At 49.5% G+C, this 19212-nt stretch carries 17 protein-coding genes and 1 other RNA gene; all 18 read left to right on the top strand.

The window, feature by feature from the left end:
- The first annotated feature begins 49 nt into the window (after positions 1-49).
- The 18 genes from rsmI (at position 50) to ftsZ (ending at position 19126) form a co-directional block, all read left to right on the top strand.
- On the top strand, positions 50-898 hold the full coding sequence (rsmI, locus tag CLC91_RS05810; protein WP_095497743.1) for a 16S rRNA (cytidine(1402)-2'-O)-methyltransferase: 849 nt from the start codon (positions 50-52) through the stop codon (positions 896-898).
- Positions 899-946: 48 nt separating this feature from the next.
- An RNA gene (gene rnpB, locus CLC91_RS05805) (RNase P RNA component class A) lies at positions 947-1314 on the top strand.
- 189 nt (positions 1315-1503) lie between these two features.
- A complete protein-coding gene (locus CLC91_RS05800; RefSeq protein WP_095497744.1) occupies positions 1504-2223 on the top strand; it encodes a hypothetical protein in 720 nt (239 codons plus the stop codon).
- A 256-nt stretch (positions 2224-2479) separates the two neighbouring features.
- Complete coding sequence (gene mraZ / locus CLC91_RS05795; protein ID WP_095497745.1) at positions 2480-2938, top strand: division/cell wall cluster transcriptional repressor MraZ; 459 nt, start codon at positions 2480-2482, stop codon at positions 2936-2938.
- A 9-nt stretch (positions 2939-2947) separates the two neighbouring features.
- Complete coding sequence (gene rsmH, locus CLC91_RS05790; RefSeq protein WP_095497746.1) at positions 2948-3895, top strand: 16S rRNA (cytosine(1402)-N(4))-methyltransferase RsmH; 948 nt, start codon at positions 2948-2950, stop codon at positions 3893-3895.
- A gap of 19 nt (positions 3896-3914) precedes the next feature.
- Positions 3915-4214 carry a cell division protein FtsL gene (gene ftsL, locus CLC91_RS05785; RefSeq protein WP_095498137.1) on the top strand — a complete coding sequence of 100 codons (300 nt, stop codon included), beginning with the start codon at positions 3915-3917 and terminating at the stop codon, positions 4212-4214.
- Positions 4211-5968 (top strand): peptidoglycan D,D-transpeptidase FtsI family protein, encoded by a 1758-nt coding sequence (locus CLC91_RS05780; protein ID WP_095497747.1) that lies wholly within the window; start codon positions 4211-4213, stop codon positions 5966-5968. The genes ftsL and CLC91_RS05780 overlap by 4 nt, the downstream gene beginning before the upstream one ends.
- The gene (murE, locus tag CLC91_RS05775; RefSeq protein WP_095497748.1) at positions 5965-7434 is read left to right on the top strand and encodes a UDP-N-acetylmuramoyl-L-alanyl-D-glutamate--2,6-diaminopimelate ligase; all 1470 of its coding nucleotides are present in this window, start codon (positions 5965-5967) and stop codon (positions 7432-7434) included. The genes CLC91_RS05780 and murE overlap by 4 nt, the downstream gene beginning before the upstream one ends.
- Positions 7431-8801 (top strand): UDP-N-acetylmuramoyl-tripeptide--D-alanyl-D-alanine ligase, encoded by a 1371-nt coding sequence (locus CLC91_RS05770; RefSeq protein WP_095500140.1) that lies wholly within the window; start codon positions 7431-7433, stop codon positions 8799-8801. Before murE ends, CLC91_RS05770 begins: the two co-directional genes overlap by 4 nt.
- Positions 8801-9886, top strand: a complete 1086-nt coding sequence (mraY, locus tag CLC91_RS05765; RefSeq protein WP_095500139.1) for a phospho-N-acetylmuramoyl-pentapeptide-transferase — start codon at positions 8801-8803, stop codon at positions 9884-9886. Before CLC91_RS05770 ends, mraY begins: the two co-directional genes overlap by 1 nt.
- 11 nt (positions 9887-9897) lie before the next feature.
- Positions 9898-11211: a UDP-N-acetylmuramoyl-L-alanine--D-glutamate ligase gene (gene murD / locus CLC91_RS05760; protein ID WP_095500138.1), complete on the top strand. Its 1314-nt coding sequence runs from the start codon at positions 9898-9900 to the stop codon at positions 11209-11211.
- Complete coding sequence (gene ftsW, locus CLC91_RS05755; RefSeq protein ID WP_095500137.1) at positions 11204-12418, top strand: putative lipid II flippase FtsW; 1215 nt, start codon at positions 11204-11206, stop codon at positions 12416-12418. Before murD ends, ftsW begins: the two co-directional genes overlap by 8 nt.
- On the top strand, positions 12415-13506 hold the full coding sequence (gene murG, locus CLC91_RS05750) for an undecaprenyldiphospho-muramoylpentapeptide beta-N-acetylglucosaminyltransferase (RefSeq protein WP_095500136.1): 1092 nt from the start codon (positions 12415-12417) through the stop codon (positions 13504-13506). Before ftsW ends, murG begins: the two co-directional genes overlap by 4 nt.
- The gene (gene murC, locus CLC91_RS05745; protein ID WP_095500135.1) at positions 13503-14960 is read left to right on the top strand and encodes a UDP-N-acetylmuramate--L-alanine ligase; all 1458 of its coding nucleotides are present in this window, start codon (positions 13503-13505) and stop codon (positions 14958-14960) included. The genes murG and murC overlap by 4 nt, the downstream gene beginning before the upstream one ends.
- Positions 14953-15879 (top strand): D-alanine--D-alanine ligase, encoded by a 927-nt coding sequence (locus CLC91_RS05740; protein WP_095500134.1) that lies wholly within the window; start codon positions 14953-14955, stop codon positions 15877-15879. The genes murC and CLC91_RS05740 overlap by 8 nt, the downstream gene beginning before the upstream one ends.
- Before the next feature lie 9 nt (positions 15880-15888).
- Positions 15889-16653, top strand: a complete 765-nt coding sequence (locus CLC91_RS05735; protein ID WP_198950907.1) for a cell division protein FtsQ/DivIB — start codon at positions 15889-15891, stop codon at positions 16651-16653.
- A gap of 3 nt (positions 16654-16656) precedes the next feature.
- A complete protein-coding gene (gene ftsA / locus CLC91_RS05730; RefSeq protein WP_095497756.1) occupies positions 16657-17892 on the top strand; it encodes a cell division protein FtsA in 1236 nt (411 codons plus the stop codon).
- Between the two features lie 55 nt (positions 17893-17947).
- On the top strand, positions 17948-19126 hold the full coding sequence (gene ftsZ, locus CLC91_RS05725) for a cell division protein FtsZ (protein ID WP_095497757.1): 1179 nt from the start codon (positions 17948-17950) through the stop codon (positions 19124-19126).
- The last annotated feature ends 86 nt before the right edge of the window (positions 19127-19212 follow it).

Raw genomic sequence — 19212 nt, 5'->3', positions numbered from 1 at the left:
TAGTTTACCGCCACAAACTTTGTTGTAAATGGCGCAGAGAAGAAACCCTATGAAAATCACTCCTTCGTTGTACATTGTTGCTACTCCAATCGGTAATTTTGATGATTTACCGCAACGGGCTATTGACGTTCTTAATCAAGTGGACTTGATTGCTTGCGAAGACACTCGCCACAGCGGCCGCTTATTTGCTCACTTCGGAATCAACAGTAAAACCGTGGCGGTGCACGATCACAACGAGCGCCAACGCGCGCAGTGGATTATTGATCAGCTGTCGGCAGGGCTAAGTTGCGCACTGGTTTCGGACGCGGGAACGCCGTTAATTTCCGATCCCGGTTATCACTTGGTGAAGCAAGTTCGAGAAGCAGGTTTTGAGGTTAGCCCAATTCCCGGAGCGTGTGCGGCCATTGCGGCGCTATCTGCCTCGGGCTTACCGTCCGACAGATTTTCATTTGAAGGGTTCTTGCCCGCAAAAGAAAAAGCAAAGCTTGATACCTTAAAGGGGCTCGCGCAAGACTCCCGCACGCTCATTTTTTATGAATCGCCCCGACGAGTGCTTGCCACTTTGTCGTGCATGGTTGAAAGCTTAGGCGCCGATCGAGAAATCGTGATGGCTCGAGAGCTGACCAAAACCTTTGAAACCTTTCTGCATGGGCCGGTTACAGAGGTGCTAAGCCGTGTTGAGCAAGATTTGGATCAGCAAAAAGGTGAGATAGTCTTACTGATTAAAGGCCACCAAAAACAAGCGGACGAGCTGCCCCAAGCAGCGATCGAAACCGTGGTCTTGCTGCAACAAGATCTACCACTTAAAAAGGCAGCAGCGTATGCCGCTCAAATACATGGCGTCAAGAAGAACGCTCTGTACAAGTACATGCTGCAACACGCAAATCTAGAAAACTAGCTAAAAACAGCGTAGCGCTTGGCGTAGCCCTAGGCTATAATCGCGCTCGGAGCTGGCCGGACAGTCGCTGCACTCAATCGAGTGGGGAGGAAAGTCCGGGCTTCATAGGACAGGGTGCCAGGTAACGCCTGGGCGGCGCAAGCCGACGACCAGTGCAGCAGAGAGTAAACCGCCGATGGCTTTTTCGAAGGCACAGGTAAGGGTGAAAGGGTGCGGTAAGAGCGCACCGCGCGGCTAGCAATAGTTCGTGGCACGGTAAACTCCACCCGAAGCAAGACCAAATAGGCCCCCTAATGGCGTGGTCCGCGTTGGGGGCGGGTAGGTTGCTTGAGCCGTAGAGCGATTTACGGCCTAGACGAATGGCTGTCACCCTCTCTGAGGGCATACAGAACCCGGCTTACAGGCCAGCTCCAATTTTTCCATCAATAAAGCCGCTCAAGCAGCGGCTTTATTGTTCCTAAGTGTTTGTCTTGGCTTAATTTTTCGAATTGTTACCAAGGCAATAATTGCTGTTTTTTGCCTGTCTATCAGGTAAAGTGATTGTCTACCATGAGCTAATGTCGTCCCTAAACCTATAACTATAAATAGTAGGAGTTAGCCATTTAATGACAGCGCAGGCGTCACCTTTGCTTCCGCAAATTCGCACCTTACTCTTAGAGAATAATTTTTTTCTAGGAGAGCAGTCGGCTTTGCAATCGTTACACCAAGCCATAAAGCAGGGTGATAGTAGTGCTGAGTTAGCCCAGATCATTTGTAGCGATGATGCACTGTGCGATTACCTCAAACAAATTTATTCGGTCATTAAATTGCCTGCTATTACTCATCAATGTCAGTCGCAAACTATGACCCAAATGATTGAGGCACTAGGAGAGCAACTGACCTATCGATACGCGCTCGCTTTTTATCTGCAACGTAATCTCACTTTTTTGGGAGAACCCTATGCTCGGTTGAGTAAGGGCTATTGGGCTCTTACCCAGTCCATTACTCAAGAAGCTCTGGAAAGTGCAAATCGCAGTCTCGATCCTCAATTATGCGCCAACCGACTGCACAGTCTGTGTCAGTTCGTATTCCTTGGGCCATTGTTAACATTAGCGGCGGCCTCCTTGTTGCAAAGTCAATCACAGCTCACGATATCCATGGGCATGTTAAAGCAAGTGATCGAACAGCAGCAGTTCGAGCTGAGTCTTTTGGCGCTTAAACAACTCAAAGTCGATGGCGATTTACAGTTCGAGTTGGCCATTGCGTATGAGCGTATGCCGACTCAAGTCAAAATCACACCGGGGCTGTTGTTACGTCCTATTCTCAAGCGACGCGGTTTACTATAACCACTCTATCCCACTGATATTGTTAAGAGACTGCTATTGTTTTCAGTGCGGTTTACTTAATGAATACTATTTGGGATTGTGCGCCACAATTTTCCACTTTCTTTACAATCTTAAAAACAATGTTCTAGGCCGCAATGGCATTGGATTTAGTTTCTTACAGCGCAACTTGACAAGCATTGCAATGGCTCCCTAAACTAAGCAATGTGGGGAAAAGTGGTATTTTGTGGAAAAGTACCAAATTGTAGGAATAATAATCGTGTTCAGTGGCGCTACAAATTTACAAATCGATGCGAAGGGACGATTGGCAATGCCAACCCGTCACCGCCCGCAGCTGCAGCAACAATGCTGCGGCCGATTAGTATGTACCGTCGACTTTCAATCTCGTTGCTTATTGTTATACCCGGAAGATCAGTGGCAAGTTGTTGCTGAAAAATTAATGAAGCTATCCGATACCCAACCCATTGAAAGAGCCATGAAGCGAATGCTTTTAGGACATGCTCAAGAATGCAATATGGATAAAAACGGCCGCCTGCTGATCCCTGCTAGCCTGAGAACCTTTGCCGAACTCGACAAAGCAGCAGTGTTAATTGGTCAGCTCAATAAGTTTGAACTTTGGAATGAGGCGTTATGGCAACAGCAGCTCGATGACAGCATGCAAGCCCTTCAAAGTGCAGACTTGTCCGATTCACAACGATTGCAAGATTTTTCTTTATAGAGAGTCACTATGACGAATGAAACGGCTCACATCACTGTATTACTAGAAGAGGCCGTAACAGGTTTGGCGATAAAGCCTGATGGTATTTATGTTGATGGCACCTTCGGCCGCGGTGGCCACAGCCGTGAAATTTTATCGCGATTAGGGAGCAACGGCCGCCTCATAGCAATTGATAGGGACCCGAGAGCCATTAAAGCAGCAGAGCAATTTGCTGAGGATCCGCGCTTTCAAATCGTTCATGGCGGATTCGGGCAGTTAGCGCAGTACATTGAAAAGTTGGGATTAACCGGCCAAATCGATGGTGTGTTACTGGATTTAGGAGTTTCTTCGCCGCAGCTGGATGACGCCGCTCGCGGCTTTAGCTTCATGAGAGACGGTCCGCTCGATATGCGTATGGATGACACTCAAGGGGAAACCGCAGCGCAATGGCTCCAAAGAGCGGAAGCGGAAGACATTGCTTGGGTGCTTAAAACCTATGGCGAAGAACGGTTCGCCAAGAAGATCGCCCGTGCGATTGTGCAAGATAGGGAGCTTGAACCGTTTCGGACAACCAAACAATTAGCGGATTTGATTGGGCGTTTGGTTCGCAGCAAAGATCGCAATAAACACCCTGCGACACGGAGTTTTCAAGGCATCCGCATATACATTAATAGCGAATTAGAGCAAATCGACCAAGCATTAGAAGGTGCACTAAAAGTATTGGCGGTAGACGGCCGGTTGTCGGTGATCAGTTTCCATTCTCTGGAAGACCGAATGGTGAAACGTTTTATTCGACGTCATTCGCAAGGGGACCCGGTACCGGATGGATTACCGATTACGGAAGATCAAATCAACCAGAGTAAGCGTCTCAAGCCTGAGGGCAAAATGATTAAGCCCAGTGCTCAAGAAATCGAAGCCAATCCTCGTGCTCGCAGTTCGGTGTTGCGGGTCGCCACTCGTTTGCCTGGTGAGGTGTAACGTGCCAGCCCGTGAAGGAATGGTGCTGTGGCGAGTGATTATTGCCGACTTATGGGCGCATAAGTGGGTGCTGTTACTTTCTTTGGTGGTTATCGCGAATGCCATGGTGGTGGTGTACACCAGTGATGCCAATCGCAACCTCACCAGCCAGTGGGACAAACTGCTGAAACAGCGAGACAAACTAGACATAGAGTGGCGTCATTTGCTGCTTGAAGAACAAACACAAGCGGAACATTCGCGGGTAAGCCGCGTAGCCCGCAAAGAGCTAGATATGGTGCGCCCAGCACCAAAAGATGAAAAGGTTGTACGGTTACCATGAGCAGACAGGCGCGACAAAACAGCAAGCCGAGCGTTATCCATTGGCGGTTATACACCGTTGTTGGATGCATCGCTTTGTTGTTTTGCGGCTTAGCGGCAAGAGCGGCGTTCTTGCAAGTCGTGGAACCAGAGCGCTTGCGCCATGAAAGTGATATGCGCTCGTTACGCACCACAAGCCATACCGTACAACGAGGTTTGGTTACCGATAGAAACGGTGAAATGCTGGCAGTCAGCGTTCCGGTTCAAGCGGTATGGGCCGACCCAAAAGTGGTGTTCGAACGCAATGGTTTTGACGATATGCGACGTTGGCAGGCGTTGGCTGATGTGCTGAACCAGCCATTAGACCCACTGCTGGACCGAGTTCAGCGCAATCCAAGTCGCCGCTTTGTGTATTTGCAGCGACAAGTAACCGGAGCGGTTGCCGACTACATTCGACAGTTAAAAATTCACGGGATTTATCTTAAGCCAGAGTCACGCCGCTATTACCCAACTGGTGAGGTTACCAGTCAGTTGGTGGGCATCACCAACATTGACGATAAAGGTATTGAAGGCATAGAAAAAGCCTACAATGATTGGCTGACCGGCTCACCTCAAAAACAAAAGGTGCGTAAGGATCGCAACGGCCAAGTGGTTGAGCGCTTGTCGGTAGTTCAGGCAGGGGAAAACCCAAACGACTTAGTGTTGAGCTTGGACCAACGGATTCAATCTCTCGCCTATTCAGAGCTAAAAAAAGCAACCGAATCTATGCAAGCCACGTCTGGCTCTGTGGTGGTGTTGGATGTGAAAACGGGTGAAGTTTTAGCCATGGTGAACACCCCTTCATATAATCCAAATTCCACCAGTCAACGACAAAGCTACCGAATGCGTAATCGCGCCATTACCGATACTTATGAGCCGGGTTCTACCATTAAACCATTCGTGGTGGTAGCGGGCTTAGAGGCGGGTACGATCAAAAAAGACGACATCATATCAACGTCTCCAGGTTACATGCGACTTGGTGGTTCCTTGGTGCGCGACGGCCACAACCTAGGTGATGTAACCTTGGCCAAAATGTTAGTGAAATCGAGTAACGTTGGTATCAGTAAGGTGGCGTTGAGCATGCCCATTCAACAGTTACTCGGCACCTATTATTCTCTTGGGCTTGGTGACTATTCCGGTATTCATTTGGCCGGTGAATCGGCGGGCATTATTCACGACCGTCATCGTTGGTCTGAACACGAGCGTGCAACCATGAGCTTTGGTTATGGATTCAGTGTAACCGCGCTGCAAATGGCGTCATTGTATGCCACCCTCGGCAACAAAGGGGTGCGCCTACCGGTCAGCATATTGAAGCTTCCTGAAGTGGACGGAAGAATTAAGGTGCCAGAAGGGCAGCAAGTGATATCTGAGGACGTCGCCAACAGTGTGCTGCACATGCTGGTAGGGGTTACCGAAAAAGGCGGCACCGCGCGTAAAGCTCACATTGAAGGCTACCCGGTTTCAGGGAAAACCGGTACCAGCCGCAAAGCGGTAGCCGGCGGTTACGGTGACGATTACGTGGCCTCTTTTGTTGGGGTTGCTCCTACCAATAATCCGGAACTCGCCATTGCAGTGGTCATTAACGAGCCCAAAGGTGATAAGTATTACGGCGGTGATGCTGCCGCTCCCGTCTTTGCTAAGGTCATGTCATCGGCGTTACAGCTGAGAAACGTTGAGCCGGTCAGTCTGCGTGAGAAACGACTGCAAATCGCAAGCTTGCAGGAGAATGCCCGATGACCTTGATTCGAGATCTACTGGCCCCGTGGTTCCATTACGCCGGACCTGAAAGCTTTAACAACCTGCAACTCGACAGTCGAGCCGTAACCGAAGGTGACTTGTTTATTGCTATCCCTGGCCATGCTGTGGACGGGCGACGGTATATTGATGCGGCTATTACCAACGGCGCGGCAGCAGTGTTGTGTCATAGCGATGATGCCAAACAACACGGCGTTATAGAACAACGCCAAGTGCCCGTCATTTTTGTGTCGGAATTATCCAGTCAGTTGGCAGCCATTGCGCGTCAGGCTTACCCATTCGATGGAGCCAAGACCCAACTGATTGGTGTTACAGGCACCAATGGTAAGACGTCCGTAAGCCAATTAATGGCGCAGCTCAGCAGCCTGCTGAATGAGCCCGCAGCGGTGCTAGGAACTATAGGTAACGGCATGTGGGGGCATTTGCAAGACAGTGTTAATACCACCTCGGACCCGATTACAACCGCTCGTCAGCTTAATGAGTTTCAACAGGCTAAAGCGCGTTTGGTCTCTATGGAAGTGTCATCCCATGGCTTAGTGCAAGGGCGGGTTGCCACCTTACCGTTCTCGGTAGCGGTGTTTACCAATTTGAGTCGTGACCACTTAGATTACCACGGTGATATGCGTAACTACGCGCTGGCAAAACGCCGTTTATTCGAATTTAGAAAGTTGAAACATCGTCTGTTTAATATTGACGACCATATTGGTCTGACGTGGAAAAACGAGTTTGCTGACCAGGCGCATTCATACAGCATAAAGACCGATGCGGATTATCAAGCCTGCAATGTTCGTTATAGCGACGATGGCGTTAATGCAGAGTTAGTGACGGCTCAAGGGCGGTATTCGTTGTATTCGCCGCTTTTAGGGCCGTTTAATTTGTCGAATTTGATTGCTGCGTTGGCCGCCTTACACTTAGCCGGGTACGAACTGGCGGATTTAGTCAGCGCTTGCGCCCACATTCAGCCCATTAATGGCCGCATGGAACGATTTGCCGCTCATAACAGCGCTACTGCAGTGGTTGATTATGCCCACACACCCGATGCCATTGAACATGCGCTTCAAGCGTTGCGTCCGCATACCAAGGGCAAGCTATGGTGTGTCTTTGGTTGTGGCGGTGATCGAGATAAAGGTAAGCGACCGTTGATGGCAAAAGCCGCTGAGCAAAATGCGGACGTTTTGGTGCTGACCGAAGATAACCCTCGCTCGGAATCGGTCGCGGAAATCTTGCGACAAATGCAACAAGGACTGACGCAGCCGCAGGCGGCCCAATTAATTCCACAGCGCAAAGCGGCCATTCGCTACGCCTTAACTCATGCAGCAGCCGACGATTTGGTTCTTATCGCCGGTAAAGGGCACGAAACTTATCAAGAAGTCTTGGGTCAAAAGTACGATTACGATGAACGAGCGTTTGTCAGGCAAGTGCTGCAAGAGCAAGGGGAGGCCCTATGATTCCGCTGAGCTTACAATCCATTGCGCACGCCTGTGACGGTCATTTAGTGGGTGATGACGCTAAGGTCACTCACGTAACAACCAACTCGAGCCAGGTGACTCGCGGCAGCCTGTTTGTGGCGCTCATTGGCGATAGATTCGATGCCCACGAATTCGCCGAACAAGCCTGCAAGCAGGGTGCCGTAGCTCTTATGGTGAGTCGCCAACTGGATCTCGATGTTGCTCAAGTTGTGGTTCAAGATACCCGTATTGGTCTAGGCCAACTCGGTGCGCTAGTGAAACAGCGCGTTGCACCAAGCACACTCGCCATCACTGGCAGCAACGGCAAAACCACCGTGAAAGAAATGCTCACTACCCTACTGAGCCGTCACTATTCGACCTTAGCGACCAAAGGCAATTTTAACAATGAAATTGGCGTGCCATTAACCTTGCTCGAGCTTGAAGAGCAACACCAAATGGCTGTGGTTGAGTTAGGGGCAAATCATATCGGTGAAATTCGATATACGGCGTCATTAGCCCAGCCTGATGTGGCGTTGGTCAACAACATTGGCGATGCGCACTTAGAGGGCTTTGGCAGTCGCGACGGAATTGCTCAAGCAAAGTCAGAGATCTACCAGTCACTTGGCCCGCAAGGCATAGCGGTCATTAACTTAGACGATGATTACGCCGATACCATGTTGTCGCTGTGCATCGATAATCCAATGATTGTTTATTCTGCTACCAACACCGATGCCGATGTGTTTGCCAGCGATATAACAACCGATGAATTAGGTTGTATGTCGTTTAATTTGCACCACGGTGAGCAACGCTGTTTGGTGCATTTACCCTTGCCGGGTGAGCACCAAGTTGCTAATGCCTTAGCGGCCACCGCCATGGCGCTAGCGGTTCAACTGCCGCTGCCACAAATAGCGCAAGCGCTTAATGAATTGCAAGCGGTGCCAGGGCGAATGGAGCTGCATAAGCTGCAACACCATGTAATCGTTGATGATAGTTACAATGCCAACCCAGCTTCCGTTAAAGCGGCGATTGATTGGTTGGCTAAAAACTCAGCAAGCAGTTGTTTGGTGCTGGGTGATTTGGCGGAATTAGGCGACAATAGCCCGCTTTTGCACCGAGAATTGGGCGAATACGCTAAAGCCAGTCAAATACAGCACGTCGTGAGCTTAGGGCCATTAAGTCAATGTGCGGCAGATGCTGCAGATGGCATGAGCTTTACCGATATCGGCTCGTTGAATCAACATTTGACCGAGCTAGTGGCCAATTCATCTGAGCCGATTACCTTATTAGTTAAAGGATCTCGAAGTGCAAAAATGGAGCGAGTGGTAAGTCATTTGCTTAATGCATTTAATCAAGAGGAACACCAGTAATGCTGGTTTATTTAGCCGAATATCTAACTCAATTTTATAGCGGCTTTAACGTATTTTCGTACGTCACATTTCGCGCCATTTTAGGCTTGTTAACTGCTCTGGGCTTCAGCTTGGTGATGGGGCCAAAGTTGATTCGTCGTTTGCAAGACTTGCAAATTGGACAAACCGTACGTGATGACGGACCTGAGAGCCATTTCGACAAGCGCGGCACCCCAACCATGGGTGGCCTGCTGATTTTGGCGGGCATCTTTTTCAGTGTTTTACTGTGGGGCGATTTAGGCAACCGCTATGTGTGGGTGGTGTTGTTTACCTTGGGAAGCTTTGGTGCCATTGGTTTTGTCGATGATTATCGCAAGGTGGTTCGCAAGGACACTAAGGGCTTAGTCGCTAAGTGGAAATACTTTTGGCAATCGGTGTCGGCCATGCTGGTGGCGGTGTTCTTGTATGCCAGTTCTTCGGTTGATGGCGAAAGTCAGTTGGTGATTCCGTTTTTCAAAGACATCATGCCTCAATTAGGTCTGATGTTCATTGCACTGGCTTACTTTACCATTGTTGGCTCGAGTAACGCGGTTAACTTAACCGATGGTCTCGATGGATTGGCGATTATGCCTACGGTGATGGTTGCAGCAGCGTTTGCCATCATTGCTTATTTGTCTGGTCACGTTCAGTTCGCTAATTATTTGAGCATTCCCTATTTACCATTAGCGGCGGAATTAGTGATTGTGTGCACCGCCATGGTCGGCGCGGGCCTCGGATTTTTATGGTTTAACACCTACCCAGCTCAAGTATTTATGGGCGATGTAGGTTCTCTAGCTTTAGGGGCTGCGTTAGGGGCCATCGCTATTCTAACGCGCCAAGAAATTTTATTGGTGATCATGGGCGGGGTATTTGTAATGGAGACTTTGTCGGTCATCTTGCAAGTAGGCTCCTATAAGCTTCGCGGCGGTAAACGCATATTCAGAATGGCCCCGATTCATCACCATTACGAGTTGAAGGGTTGGCCGGAGCCGCGAGTGATTGTTCGGTTTTGGATCATTTCATTATTCCTAGTATTACTGGGTTTGGCGACGTTAAAACTGAGGTAAAGGTAGACTAGATGGCAGAAACTAAGCACACACATTGGGTAGTAGGACTGGGAGCCACTGGGCTTTCCGTGGTTCGCTATTTGTGTGGCTTAGGGATAACTCCGGGCGTGTGTGATAGCCGCATGTCACCGCCGGGCGCCGCTAAACTTGCTGAAGAGTTTCCGCAGGTGGAATTGATTTGCGGACACTTTCCCGCGCAACGCTTAGCGCAAGCTCAGCAACTCATCGTTTCGCCGGGTATCGCCGTCGCCAGTGAAGCCATTGCCACCGCAGCAGCGAGTGGCGTGGAAATTGTCGGTGATATCGAGTTGTTTGCCCGAGCCGTTAAGGCGCAAGACGCTAAGGTTATAGGCATCACGGGCTCTAATGGCAAAAGTACTGTAACCAGTTTACTTGGCGAGGTGCTCTCTAAGGCGGGCATAGCGGCTGAAATTGGCGGTAACATTGGTACACCGGCATTGAACTTGTTGTCGGCGCACGCTCAAGTGTATGTGTTGGAGCTATCCAGTTTTCAATTAGAGACCACCACCAGTCTTGACTGCACGGCAGCCACTATCCTTAACGTGACTGAAGATCACTTAGATCGTTACCCAGACTATGCAGCGTACTTGGCAGCCAAACGTCGTTTGTACCAGCAAACTCGTTGTATCGTTGCAAATCAAGATGATCCGCAAACCTGGGGTGACGGCGCGATTGAAGAGCTCCGCTTTAGTGTCCAGCAGGAGAGCGATTGGTACTTGCAACACGGTCATATGATGGCTGCGGGGGAGTCCATTGGCAAGGTGGATGAATTACAGCTTATTGGGCGTCATAATTACGCCAATGCCTTGGCGGTGTTGGCCTTAGCTCAGAGTGTTGGTGTCTCCATTCAGGACGCTTTAAAAACCATTAAACAATACCCAGGTTTAGCGCACCGATGTCAAACGGTCGCCATTGAAGAGGGTATTCGTTACGTTAATGATTCTAAAGCCACCAACGTCGGAGCGACGGTGGCGGCTTTGGATGGATTAACGGATTATCCAGGTAACATTTATTTAATTGCTGGGGGCGATGCTAAACAGGCGGATCTGACTCCGCTTGCAAAGGCTTTTCAAGGTGTGAAGCAAGTGTTGGCGTTTGGAAAGGACGCTGAGCTGCTGGTTCGATTGAGTGAAAATTGTCAACGCGTCGAGGATTTAGACGCCGCTATGGCGCAAGCCAAGCTGTCGGCGCACAGCGGAGATTTGATTTTATTGTCGCCGGCGTGTGCCAGCTTAGACATGTACCCTAACTTTATGGCCAGAGGCGATCACTTTTGCCAACTGGTAAGGGGGGCTAATGGCTAGAAAAGAGCAGCAGCTTCCGTTATTTGCCAATCTAGCCAGCCAACCGACTTGGTTGGGATGGTTTACTGACCGCAAAGCCCCCACTATGGTCATGTATGACCGCACCTTACTCACCATTATTTTGGGTTTAATGGCCGTCGGCTTTGTCATGGTCGCGTCAGCTTCAATGGCTGAAGCCTACACCATGACCGGCGATTCAAACTTCTTTGTGAAACGACATTTGGCCTACTTAATCGGTTGCGCAGCGATTGCGGCGGTAGTGATGAATACTCAAGTGGATACTTGGCAGCGCTACTCTGGCTATCTCTTTTTGACGGTCGCTGTGATGCTGGTCGCGGTATTGTTTGTCGGTAAGAACGTTAATGGTTCAACCCGTTGGTTATCGCTTGGAGTGTTCAATATTCAAGTGGCGGAATTGGCTAAGTTGGCATTCTGTGTCTATATGGCCAGCTATTTGGTGCGTCGTCATCATGAGATAAAGGGGGCCGCATGGGCATTTATGAAGCCCATTCTGCTGCTGGGACTGTTCGCCTTTTTATTGCTGATGCAACCGGATTTAGGCAGTAGCGTTGTTTTATTTGTTATTGTCATTGGTTTGTTGTTCTTAGCCGGCGCTCGCATGATCGAGTTTTGCGGTCTTTTGACCATGGGAGTGGTGCTTATTATTACCCTCGCGGTCACCTCTTCCTACCGTTGGAAACGCGTTACCTCATTCTTAGATCCTTGGGAAAACCCCTTTGGAGAAGGTTATCAATTAACCCAATCGCTGATGGCATTCGGTCGCGGAGACTGGTTTGGACAAGGGCTGGGCAACAGCATTCAAAAGTTGGAATATCTGCCAGAAGCCCACACCGACTTTATTTTCGCAGTCATTGGCGAGGAACTTGGCTTTATCGGCGTGATAGCTGTGCTGGTACTGCTGTTTAGTCTGGTATTCAAAGCGTTAAAGCTGGGCAGCCAATGTTTAGCAAACGATAAAGCCTACAGCGGTTACTTGGCGTACGGCATTGGTATTTGGTTTTGCTTTCAAACCGGCGTGAATGCCGGAGCGAGCATCGGTATGCTGCCAACTAAGGGCTTAACTTTGCCCTTTATAAGCTATGGTGGCAGTAGTTTGTGGGTAATGACGGCTGCGGCATTTTTATTAATCAGAATTGACTTCGAGTTAAGAAAATCAACGATTCAAGCAACACAGGTGAAGCGATGAGCCAGCAAAAACGATTGCTCGTTATGGCAGGAGGAACCGGCGGTCATGTGTTCCCAGCGCTGGCAGTGGCGCAACGCTTACGCAGTGAAGGCTGGCAAGTGCGCTGGTTGGGTACTGCCGACCGCATGGAGGCTAAATTGGTGCCCCAGCATGGTTTTGATATTGATTTTATTGACGTTCAAGGCGTTCGTGGCAACGGCTTGGTAAGAAAGCTTATGGCTCCGTTTAAGATCATGAAATCCATTATGCAGGCGCGCACAGTCATTCGCTTGTTCAAGCCGGATGTGGTGATGGGCATGGGGGGCTTTGCCGCAGGCCCTGGTGGCGTTGCTGCTAAGCTTGCCGGCGTGCCTTTGGTCTTGCACGAACAAAACGCGTTACCAGGGCTAACCAATAAGCTCTTAAGTCGCATAGCGAATCGCATTTTGTGCGCTTTTGAAGGGACCTTTGCTGACAATGATGCGTTGGTAGTGGGTAATCCGGTTCGTCCGGAGTTAGTGGCCCTTGGCAATCAGCCAAAAGCAATCCAAACGCCCCTGAACGTTTTGGTTGTTGGGGGAAGTCTTGGGGCGAAAGTATTTAATGATGCCATGCCTGAAATTGTGTCTAAGTTACATCACAAGCAAGTGAGCGTGACCGTTTGGCATCAAGTGGGCAAGGGTAATCAAGCTGCTGTTGAACAGGCGTATCACCAAGCGGGTGTAGCCCCTTCAGCGAAAGTAGCAGAATTTATTGATGATATGGAAGCGGCTTACGATTGGGCTGATATTGTATTGTGTCGCAGTGGCGCTTTGACGGTCAGCGAGTTAGCTGCGGCGGCTAAAGCCAGTATTTTGGTGCCCTATCCCTATGCGGTTGACGATCATCAAACAAAGAACGGTATGGTGTTGGTGCAAGCAGGCGCTGCCTTGCTCATCGACCAGAGTCAATTTGAAGTAGAACGATTAGTGATTGAATTAGAGAAAATGAGTGAGGCACCGCAAGCGCTTTCCAAAATGGGAGAAGCGGCAAGAGGTGTAGCGCATTTAGATGCAACACAAGTGGTTGCGCAGGTGTGTGAGCAATTGGCCAATGGGGAAAAATCATGACTCAACAAAAAAGCTCGTTGCGAGCCATGATCCCGGAAATGCGTCGCGTAAAACGCATCCACTTCGTTGGCATCGGTGGTGCTGGCATGGGCGGCATTGCAGAAGTTCTGTGTAATGAAGGCTATCACATAAGCGGCTCAGATATCGCGGCTAATGCGGTAACCCAGCGTTTACAAGCGCTAGGGGCCAATGTGTTTATTGGCCACAAGCAGGAAAACGTTAATCATGTCGATGTGGTGGTGGTCTCTACTGCCATCGATGAGTCGAACCCCGAATTACAATTTGCCAGAGAGCAACGAATCCCGATTGTACGTCGAGCCGAAATGCTGGCAGAGCTTATGCGCTACCGACACGGTGTGGCTGTAGCGGGTACTCATGGAAAAACCACCACCACCAGTTTAATCGCGTCCATCTATGGTGAAGCTCAGCGAGACCCGACCTTTGTTATTGGTGGCTTACTCAATAGTGCCGGCACCAATGCTCGGCTTGGTTCCAGTCGAACCTTAATTGCGGAAGCGGACGAAAGTGACGCCAGTTTCCTGCATTTACAACCTATGGTCAGTGTTGTCACAAACATCGAAGCGGATCATATGGATACCTATGAAGGCGACTTTGAGAAACTGAAGTCGACCTTCATTGAGTTTCTTCACAACTTGCCGTTTTACGGTGTTGCTGTCATGTGCATTGATTGCCCGGTGGTGCGAGAGTTGCTGCCTTCGGTTGGCCGTAAGTACGTTACCTATGGCTTTAATGACGAGGCCGATGTTCAAGGGGTGAACTTTACTCAAGAAGGCCATTGCAGCCGCTTCACGGTTCGCAGAGATGGCCACGATGATGTTGAAGTGGAGCTAAATTTACCGGGTCTGCACAACGCTCAAAACGCCTTAGCAGCGTTTGCGGTAGCAGCTGAAGATGACATTGACGTCAGTGATATTTGTGCTGCTCTATCGCAATTTGAAGGCATTGGTCGTCGCTTTCAGCATCTTGGAGAATTCGACACGGGCGCTGGTTCGGTGATGCTGGTGGATGACTATGGTCATCACCCAAGCGAAGTAGCGGCCACCATAAAAGCGGCTCGCCAAGGCTGGCCAAATAAGCGCTTAGTGATGGCCTATCAGCCACATCGCTACAGTCGCACCCGTGATCTGTACGACGACTTTGTTGAGGTCTTGTCACAAGTGGACACCTTGTTGTTGCTCGATGTGTACGCGGCGGGCGAAGCGGTGATTGCCGGCGCAGACAGTCGAAGCATGTGTCGCTCGATACGACAACGTGGTCAGATAGACCCCATTTTCGTTGCCACGCCAGAACAACTACCAGGGGTTTTAGCGGACGTTTTGCAAGATGGTGATTTAGTGCTAACCCAAGGCGCCGGTAACATTGGTCAATTGGCGAGAACCCTGGCTGAAACACGATTGAAAATAGACGTATTAAAAGGTGTTTTCAATGACTAAGCCCACGGAGCTAGGAAAGGTAGCTGTACTGTTAGGTGGTCACTCTGCAGAGCGAGAGATATCGTTAAAATCCGGTGCTGCAGTTCTTAATGCGTTGTTAGAAGAGGGCGTAGACGCCATTAGCTTTGACCCGGCTAATCGTAACATCAGCGAACTATTAACTTTAGGTGTGGACCGTGCGTTCATCGCTTTGCATGGTCGAGGCGGAGAAGACGGCACCATGCAAGGCGCTTTGCAGACCTTAGGCATCAAATACACGGGTAGTCGAGTATTAGGCTCAGCGCTGGCTATGGATAAAGGTTTGTGCAAGCAAATTTGGCGTAACTTAGGTCTAACGACTGCGCCTTATCGGCTTATAGAGCAAGCGCAATTTTCCGAAATGGATTGCCAAGCGGTACTGGCTCAACTGGGCGGTGTCGCCATGGTTAAGCCTGTGTGCGAAGGCTCGAGCGTGGGTATGGCCAAAGTCAGTGATGCAGACCAGCTGCAACAAGCATTGACCCTTGCCTTCAAATACGACGCTCAGGTTTTAGTTGAGCAGTGGCTAACAGGTCAAGAATACACGGTAGCCATTGTCGCCGATAATGTGCTGCCGTCGATACGAATGACAACGCCTAACGAGTTTTATGACTACCAAGCTAAGTATCAAAGTAACACCACGGAGTACTTTTGCCCCAGTGGTTTATCGGAAGACGAAGAAGCTGATATCGCACAGCTGTCATTAGCGGCTTATAAAGCGGTAGGTGTGAGCGGTTGGGGGCGAGTTGACCTGATGCGTGATGCACAGGGGCGATTTAATTTGCTCGAAGTGAACACTGCGCCGGGAATGACTGAGAAAAGTTTGGTACCGCAAGCGGCAAGACAGGCTGGTATTAGCTTTAACGAATTGGTGTTAACCATCACAAAAGAGGCTCGATAGAAGCGTTGTATGGCGGCAAAAAAACGCACAGAAAAACAGCCACCAAAGCGCCCAGTTCGTTGGGGATTATGGTTAGGACTTGCGTTTTTAGGAAGCGTTTTGCTGATGCTGGTTTCGGCAAGTTGGAAACTGGCGGTGGTTTTACAGGATGCTGAAGCGTTACCGATAGAAACCGTTGCTTTGAAAGGAGCGCGGCAATATACCCAAGATGTAGAAGTAAGGGATGCGCTGCAAGATTTAATGCTATCGAGCTTTTTTACTGCAGACGTTGCGCAAGTTCAACAAACGCTTACGGATTTGCCTTGGGTATATCGAGCAACGGTAAGACGAGAGTGGCCTCGTCAGCTTAAAGTGCATTTGATAGAGCAAGTGCCATTAGCACGTTGGAATGAGGCGGCTTGGCTGAACGACCGGGGTGAAGTCTTTGAAGCGCCTAAGCGGCCGGGACTTGAGCAGTTACCGGACCTAAGAGGGCCTGATGAGCAGTCCAAAATGGTGTTGCAAACCTATCAACAGTTGCAGCAATTATTGGGACAAAATGGCTTTACGACCACGAGTTTGGCCTTAACCAGCCGCCAGGCATGGAAGTTACAATTAGCTCGGGGCATCGAGCTGCGGCTAGGGCGCAGTGACAAAATTGATAGGGTGCAGCGCTTTATAGATGTGTTCACCATTTTAGAAAAACGGGAGTCCAAACCAATAGCCTATGTGGATTTACGGTATGACACTGGGTTGGCCGTTGGACTTGTAGAAACTGATACAGAGAATCGTTAACGAATGACCAAAAACATCGAAAGAAGTTTGATTGTAGGATTGGATATCGGCACCTCGGTTACTACGGTAATCATTGGTGAGTTGCTGCCGGACGGTGACATCAGTGTGATTGGTGTTGGTAGCCATCAATCTCGCGGTATGGATAAGGGCGGGGTTAATGACCTGGACTCGGTAATGCGTTCGATTCAACGTGCCTTAGATCAAGCCGAATTGATGGCCGATTGCCAAGTTCAGTCGGTGTATTTGAGTATCTCGGGCAAGCACGTTGCCTGTCAAAACGAGAATGGCATGGTGTCGATTAATGACGAAGAAGTTACCCAAGAAGACGTGGACAATGTCATTCATACCGCGAAGTCAGTGAAAATTCCTAATGAACGACGTATTTTGCACGTAATGCCATCCGAATTTGCAATTGACGTACAAGAAGGCATTCGCAGTCCAATTGGCATGTCGGGCATGCGAATGGAAGCTAAGGTGCATATGGTTACTTGCGCTAATGATATGGCTAAAAACATTACTAAGAGCGTTGAACGTTGCAATCTTAGTGTGGATGATTTGGTGTTTTCAGCCATTGCATCCGCTGATGCGGTGCTAACTGACGATGAGAAAGATTTAGGCGTATGCCTCGTGGACATAGGCGGAGGAACCACTGATATTGCAATATATACCCACGGTGCTTTACGACACAGCGCTGTGTTACCAATTGCGGGCAATCAAGTGACCAACGACATTGCAAAAATCTTCAAAACGCCTCTATCACATGCCGAGCAAATTAAGGTGCAATATGCGTCGGCTCGTTCCAATTTGGTCAGCCAAGAAGAAAGCATTGAAGTACCATCGGTGGGCGGTCGACCTTCGCGCTCTATGTCTCGCCATACCTTGGCTGAAGTGGTGGAGCCTAGATACTTAGAGCTGTTTGAATTAGTACAAGATGAACTGCGTAAAAGCGGGTTAGAAGATCAGGTCGTCGCCGGGATTGTCTTAACCGGTGGTACCTCACAAATTGAAGGCATCGTAGATGTCGCTGAAGCGTGTTTTGGGGTGCAAGTGCGGGTAGCCAATCCGCTTCAAATTAAAGGCTTGTCGGAATATGTCGAAACTCCGGCTTTCGCTACGGCTGTGGGGCTGTTACGATATGGCGCCCGCCAAGTCATGGACAAACAAAACGACGCCAACGAAGGCAATACGGTCACTGGGACTTGGGAAAAGATCCAGCGTTGGTTTAAAGGTGAATTTTAGGCTACCTCTATGAGGTGGTTTAGGGTAGTAAGCAGGCAAAAACGGAGAAAATACCATGTTTGATATCATGGATAGTCATGCAGATGATGCAGTAATCAAAGTAATAGGCGTTGGTGGCGGTGGCGGTAATGCCGTTGAACACATGGTTAGTCAAACCATTGAAGGCGTCGAATTTATTGTAACCAACACCGATGCTCAGGCGTTGCGCAAATCCAATGCCAATTCCAGCATCCAAATTGGTAAAGACGTAACTAAAGGGCTCGGCGCAGGTGCTAACCCCGAAGTGGGTCGTCTTGCCGCAGAAGAAGATAAAGACGCTATTCGCTCCGCCATTAAAGGCGCCGACATGGTGTTCATCGCCGCTGGTATGGGCGGTGGTACCGGAACGGGTGCGGCGCCCGTGGTTGCAGAAGTTGCCAAAGAAGAAGGCATCTTAACCGTTGCAGTGGTCACAAAACCTTTCCCATTTGAAGGTAAGAAGCGCATGGCCTATGCCGATCAGGGTATCGAGATGCTGGCTAAAAATGTGGATTCTTTGATCACCATTCCAAACGAAAAACTATTAAAAGTGCTTGGAAAGGGCACCTCTTTACTAGACGCCTTTGCCGCAGCAAACAATGTTTTGCTGGGTGCGGTTCAAGGCATTGCAGAGTTGATTACTCGTCCTGGATTGATCAATGTCGACTTTGCTGACGTAAAGACTGTGATGTCGGAAATGGGTAATGCCATGATGGGTACCGGTGTGGCAAGCGGTGAAGACAGAGCTGAAGAATCTGCTGAAGCGGCGGTAGCAAGCCCACTGTTGGAAGATATTGATTTAGCGGGTGCACGAGGCGTTCTTGTTAACATCACTGCTGGCATGGACATGACCATTGAAGAACTCGAAACCGTTGGTAATCATGTCAAAGCTTATGCTTCTGATAATGCGACTGTGGTTGTGGGTGCGGTAATTGACCCAGAAATGAGCGAAGAATTACGCGTAACTGTGGTGGCTACGGGAATTGGGGCTGATAAACGTCCGGACATTACCTTGGTACAACCGACAGCTAAGCCTCAAGCTCAACCACAACCTGTGCAAGTACCAAGACCTGAACCTGTTCAAGTAGAACCTATCACTGTAGATACTACTTTCGATTCTGGTACTGCAACAGCAACGGCTGAACCCGCAACAGGCACGGCTAAACCAACTGATTATTTGGACATTCCAGCCTTCTTGCGTAAGCAAGCAGACTGAACAATAGTTCAATAATGTGGCGCAGCTCAAAGTCGACAAGTTGGTCGACAGTGCCTGTTTGTGTTAAGATGTCTGACCAGCAAATG

Origin of the sequence: Paraferrimonas haliotis (genome assembly GCF_002282895.1) — a bacterium.
Taxonomy (GTDB): domain Bacteria; phylum Pseudomonadota; class Gammaproteobacteria; order Enterobacterales; family Shewanellaceae; genus Paraferrimonas; species Paraferrimonas haliotis.
Note: the sequence above shows the minus strand (reverse complement) of the source record. Positions and strands in the feature narration are given on the sequence as shown.